Raw genomic sequence first — 5,114 nt, forward strand, 5'->3', positions numbered from 1 at the left:
CTTGAGCACCGCGGGGCCGTCGCCCGCGCCTTCGGCGTGGAACGCCAGCCTGGCGTCGTCCGCGCGGCCGAGCGCCTGCAACGCGGCCAGTATCCGGCGGTGGATGGGGCCACGCCGGTGAGCCAGGATCGCCTGCTCCACCGCCAGCCGGGCGATCTCGTGCCGGAATCTCAGCCTGGTGCCGTCTTCGACGAGCAACCCGGAGGCGTGGATCTCGTCGATGAGCGCCGCCGAGCCGGGGTCAACCGCCTCGATCAGGTCAGGCTCGATCCTGGTGCCGGTCAGCGCCGTGATGTCCAGCAGCTCGCGGGCGGGCGGGCTGAGCCTGGCGCTCCTGGCGAGCACGACGTCGCGGGCGGCCGCGGGTACCTCCCGCATGCCTGCCTGCAGTACTTCAGTCACGAAGAACGGGTTACCGCCGGTCAGCCGGTACAGCTCGGCGGGGTCCAGGCCGCTGGCGGCGGCCAGCCGGCCCACCCCGGGCGGCGACAGGGGGGCCAGCGTCACCCGGTGGATCGACCGGAGCCCGGCGAGGTCGCCGAGCGCCACCCGCAGCGGATGGTCCGTGGTCAGGCCCTCGTCCCGGTAACTCGCGATCACGAGCGCGCGGGCGCCCTTGAGGCGCCGCCCGAGGAACCGCAGCAGGTCGATTGTGGCCTCGTCGGCCCAGTGGATGTCCTCGATGACGAGGACATCCAGCGTTGCCCCATCGCTGACCTGGCGCAGCAGCGCGCCGAAGAGCTCCTCCCTGCCTCCCCCGGTGCGGCACAGTCGGTCGAGTTCGCCGCCAAGCTGCCCGGCGAGGTCGAACAGCGGCCCGAGCGGCCGCGGCGTGAACAGGCTGTCGCACGCGCCCCAGGACCAGCGGGCTGCTGGCAGGTCGCGCTGGAACTGCTCGAGGACGGCGGTTTTACCGACTCCCGCCTCGCCGCACAGCAAGACAAGCCCGCCGTGCCCGTCGCCCGCCTCGCGTGCCAGGCGCGTGATGTCGGCGAGTGCCTCCTGCCGTTCCAGCAGCTCCATGCAGCTAGTGTGCGTCATGCGCCCGCGGGCGTCACGTTGCGGGGCTGGTGATCGCGCGCCGGGGCCGACGGTCGGCTAGCGCGGGGCGGTGAGCCCGTCCGTGGCGCGACGGGCCTCGCCGAGCGCGGCGGTCATCATGTCGGCTGCCTGCCCGGCGGCCGTGAGCGCCTCGATGATCTCGGTCACGGAGTCGTCAGGGTCCTGGCCGTCTTCGTGCGCGAGCTGACCGTCTTCGTGCTGGATAACGAGAAACCTGGCCAGCTGCTCGCACAGTTGCGGCAGGTCCTGCCCGATGAGCTCGAGGCTGGTGACAATGGCACGGACGTCGCCTGAGTTGCTGAGCTCGCCTCCGCCATGCGTCAGCTCGTTCAGCACGCGGATAGCGTGCGCGGCCTGGCTGGCGATCTCGGCTGGGGTCATCGTGCTCGCCAACTCGGTCACTGGGCAACCTCGGCGACACGCGCGCGGGCCTGCTCGGGCATCAGTCTCCTCGGGGAAATCGCGACGGGGCTAGGGCTTACCTCTCGGTCTGCCCATAGGGACGTTCTTTATACGATACGACTCCAGTCGCTTCGACCCGTGCGACCTGGAGCCAGGAGGCCCGACAATGACCGCCGGATCGCTGATGGCAGCCGAGCTCGCCGAACAGCCGCAGGTCCTCGGACGCCTGGTCGACAGGCACGTGGCCGACCGGGACCAGGTGCGGGCCGTGCTGCCGGGCCGGCGGCTCCCTGGCAGGCTCGCAGGGACGGTGCTGCTGGCCCGCGGGTCGTCGGACAACGTCGCCGTCTACGGCCGGTACCTGATCGAGCTCGCCTCCCGGCGGCCCGCGGGGCTCGCCGCGCCGAGCGTACACACGAGATACGAGGCCGACGTGGACTACAGCGGCTACCTGGCGGTGGCGCTGAGCCAGTCAGGGGCGACCCCAGAGGTCGTCGAGACGGCGGCACGCATGCGACGGGCCGGCGCGGTGGTCGTCGGTATCACCAACGAGGCAGCCAGCCCGCTGACGGGTGTGTGCGACCTCACCCTGCTGACCGGGGCGGGCCCGGAGCGGGCCGTCCCCGCCACCAAGACGGTCACCGCTCAGATGCTGGCGATCGCCGCGATCGCCGCGGCGTACGACCCGGACCTTGTCACGGTCGCCGACCTCGAGGCGCTGCCTGACGAGGCGTCCGCCCTGCTCGCCGACTCCGCCGACCTTGGCGTCGATGGCGCGCCCGGTTCCGGCCCGGCTGGCGTGGTGGCGGCCCGCTGGGCGAATGCGCGCCGGCTGGTGGTGACCGGGCGCGGCCTCGCCTATGCCGCCGCGCTCGAGACCGCGCTGAAGATCAAGGAGTCCGCGCGGGTGCACGCCGAAGGCTTGTCGTCCGCGGACCTGCTGCACGGCCCGATCGCCGCGCTCGACTCCAGGCTGCCCGTGCTCGTCGTCTCCGGCGGGGAACGGTTCGCCGCCGACGAAGCGGCCCTCGCCGCGAGGCTGACGGCTGAGGGGGTGCCGTACGCGGTGTGCGGTTCGGCGCCCGGCGCCGACCTGCCGTTGCCCGCAGGAGTGTCGGAGGTGACCGCGCCCATCCTGGCGACCATCCGCGGGCAGCAGCTAGCGCTGGCCAGCGCGCTGCTGCGCGGCCTCGACCCCGACGCCCCGGCCGGGCTGTCCAAGGTAACCGCAACCCACTAGGCCGCGGTCCGCCGGCCGGCAGCGGCCTAGCCAGCCGGCGGACGTCTCCCGGTATTAGCGAACTAGGTGCTGCATGTCGTGCAGGCCTGCGATCAGGCCTAGCACCGTGAAGATGAGCAGGGAGATCATGATCATCAGCAGCACCGTGCGCCAGTACCTGGCGCAAACGGCGGCCACGACGAGGACGATCGCCACGATCGCCGCGCTGTCTTGTGGCTGAGGGGCTGGCAAAGACATGTGTCTCAACTCCTGGCAGTTGCCATGGCTGATGAGGCACACCGGCCCGTGCTGAGACCGTGATCCTGGTCATCCGGAACATCCGGATGACCAGGATGAGGGGCTAGGCAAGCTCTCCCGAGACGAGTAAGGTTGCTAGCTGTAACTCGGACAAGGACTCTGTACGGGTCTGGTGTTCGTTATGGCGCGGTCGAAGTGGGCGCTTCGGCCGCGTCTTTTTGCGCGGAGCCCGGGGAAGGTAATGGCCTGCGGTGGCGGCGTCTGACGCAGGCGGACCTCGCGGCTTCGCCGACATGAGGCCGCGCGAAACTGTCTTTATCGCCGATCCAACAACGCTGTTGGAGACCGGCTGAGTTCTCTGCCTAGTCTCCATGGCCACCCCTTGAAGCGCAGGATGCCCTAGCTGGTATCTTCATCATGATTCCCCATGAGAATCTCATCAATCCAATCGCAGTGTTTTTTGGTTGTACAAATGGTGAAATTCCGGGATGGACGGTTACTGGCGTGGCAGACTGCGGTATGTAAGCAGGGAGCGACGTAGGAGGCCGACGTGACCTCGTCCGCGAGCCCCACGGTCAGGCGGCGCCGTCTGGCCGCGGAACTGCGCCGCCTCCGTGGCACTCGTACCGGCACGACGGTCGCCAAGGCCCTCGGCTGGTCGCCGGCCAAAGTAAGCCGCTACGAGCTAGGCCAGGGCAGCTTCCCGCTAGAGGAAATCGAAAAGCTCCTGAATTACTACGGCGTCATCGAACCCCGCCGCACCCAGCTGCTCGACCTAGCCGCCGAGGCCAACGAGCCCGCTTGGTGGTACGACTACGCCGACGCGTTGTCGCCGGAATACCTGGAGTTCATAGGGCTGGAGGCGGAGGCCGCGTCGGAACTGGTCTGGCAGGTAACGGCGATTCCCGGCCTGCTTCAGACCGAGGAGTACGCCCGCGCGATCCACACCGCGCACCAGCAGGTTGTCCTCGACCCTCCGGGGCTCTTCGAGCGGCGAACAGCGGTCAGGATGATCCGGCAACAGGTACTGACCTCGCGCAACCCGCCCCTTGAGTTGTCCGCGGTGATCGACGAGGCAGTGCTGCTGCGGAAGGTCGGCGGCGAGGAAGTGATGCTCCAGCAGTTGCTTCATCTCGCGGAGGTGTCGCGGCTGCCGAACGTCGAGCTGCGGATCCTGCCCTTGGATAGCGAGATGTCGCTGATGGCCGATTCTTTCCTCGTGTTCGGGTTCAGCCCGGATGATGAGAGCGGCAAGCTCGGCGATGTTGTCAGCACCGAAGGTGTAACGGACGAACTTCGCATTGAGGGCGAGAGTGACACGTATATGTTCCGTCTCATCTTCAACGCGTTCGCCAACGCAGCACTGTCACCGGAAGCGTCCCACGAACTGATTCTGGGAAAGGCGCGTTTCTGGCGCGATGGCGCGCATGATTAAGTGCTTCCGCGATAGGTTATCGTCCGTCACGCGGAGCGTGGCCAGCAAGAACCTCACGGAGGAGGACGTAGTGCGCGGTCACGATGTCAGCAACGACGGTGATGGCTCGGTCCGCATGTGGAGGAGGAGCTCCCGGAGCTACGGGAGCGGCAACTGCCTTGAGGTCGCGGCCCCGCACGGTGCGCGCATTGACGTCAGGGACAGCAAGGACCCGGACGGCGCCGTTCTCTGCTTTGCTTACGTGGAATGGAACGCCTTTGTCGCTGGCGTAAGGAACGGGGAGCTCCGTCTGTAGGGACATTTCGTCCCCTATAAGACTACGGCATCGGTGTTCTTTTCCGAGCACCAATTACTCATTGCAACCAGTTTATTACTGCTATCCCCGGGAGTGGTCACCCGAGCACTATTCACATTGACAAGCTCAGCTAGCGGGAAAGGAAGATGAGCCATTTCGCCCAGGCATAATCGAAAACAGGGGCGAAAACTGAGGCGCCAGAAGTCGACTCGCTGGATGAAGGTAACAGCTGCCGCGCTGGTCGCTGCGGGCAGTTTGATCATGGCGGTAAGCAATGAGACGCACCATCCCGGCGTGGTCACCGGCGGGCCGACATACTGTGTCTTCGTTACGGACAAGCATCCAGTCAATCCGCCTACGATCTCGTATGTGAGGCAGTGACGGTCAAGCGGCCGCCGGATACGTAATATAAACGCAAAGGACGCCACCGATGCCTGCCTAGT

General features: G+C 67.2%; 6 protein-coding genes. 3 read left to right on the forward strand and 3 right to left on the reverse strand.

The features are described 5' to 3' along the window. Together WA805_RS08230 and WA805_RS08235 are read right to left on the reverse strand one after the other, a co-directional pair. Positions 1-1,023, reverse strand: a 1,023-nt coding sequence (locus WA805_RS08230) for an AAA family ATPase (protein WP_425242033.1), incomplete at its 3' end; no start/stop codon positions are given. A 75-nt stretch (positions 1,024-1,098) separates the two neighbouring features. After that, complete coding sequence (locus WA805_RS08235) at positions 1,099-1,464, reverse strand: hypothetical protein (RefSeq protein WP_422274703.1); 366 nt, start codon at positions 1,462-1,464, stop codon at positions 1,099-1,101. Between the two features lie 166 nt (positions 1,465-1,630). Here WA805_RS08235 and WA805_RS08240 point away from each other — a divergent pair, with 166 nt between their 5' ends. Then, on the forward strand, positions 1,631-2,704 hold the full coding sequence (locus tag WA805_RS08240) for an SIS domain-containing protein (RefSeq protein ID WP_422285757.1): 1,074 nt from the start codon (positions 1,631-1,633) through the stop codon (positions 2,702-2,704). Between the two features lie 54 nt (positions 2,705-2,758). Here WA805_RS08240 and WA805_RS08245 read toward each other — a convergent pair whose 3' ends face one another. Further along, the gene (locus WA805_RS08245) at positions 2,759-2,941 is read right to left on the reverse strand and encodes a hypothetical protein (RefSeq protein WP_422274699.1); all 183 of its coding nucleotides are present in this window, start codon (positions 2,939-2,941) and stop codon (positions 2,759-2,761) included. A 550-nt stretch (positions 2,942-3,491) separates the two neighbouring features. Between WA805_RS08245 and WA805_RS08250 the strand changes: the two genes are divergently transcribed. Further along, positions 3,492-4,376 (forward strand): helix-turn-helix domain-containing protein, encoded by an 885-nt coding sequence (locus tag WA805_RS08250; RefSeq protein ID WP_425242034.1) that lies wholly within the window; start codon positions 3,492-3,494, stop codon positions 4,374-4,376. Between the two features lie 115 nt (positions 4,377-4,491). Further along, positions 4,492-4,671, forward strand: coding sequence for a DUF397 domain-containing protein (locus tag WA805_RS08255; protein WP_425241000.1), 180 nt, complete (start codon positions 4,492-4,494; stop codon positions 4,669-4,671). Positions 4,672-5,114: the final 443 nt, after the last annotated feature.

It is taken from the genome of Trebonia sp. (assembly GCF_049794275.1).
Classification (GTDB): domain Bacteria; phylum Actinomycetota; class Actinomycetes; order Streptosporangiales; family Streptosporangiaceae; genus Trebonia.

Coding starts and splice junctions, on each gene's coding strand:
- WA805_RS08255 (WP_425241000.1), top strand. CDS start 4,492: ATGTGGAGGAGGAGCTCCCGGAGCTACGGGAGCGGCAACTGCCTTGAG.
- WA805_RS08245 (WP_422274699.1), bottom strand. CDS start 2,941: ATGTCTTTGCCAGCCCCTCAGCCACAAGACAGCGCGGCGATCGTGGCG.
- WA805_RS08240 (WP_422285757.1), top strand. CDS start 1,631: ATGACCGCCGGATCGCTGATGGCAGCCGAGCTCGCCGAACAGCCGCAG.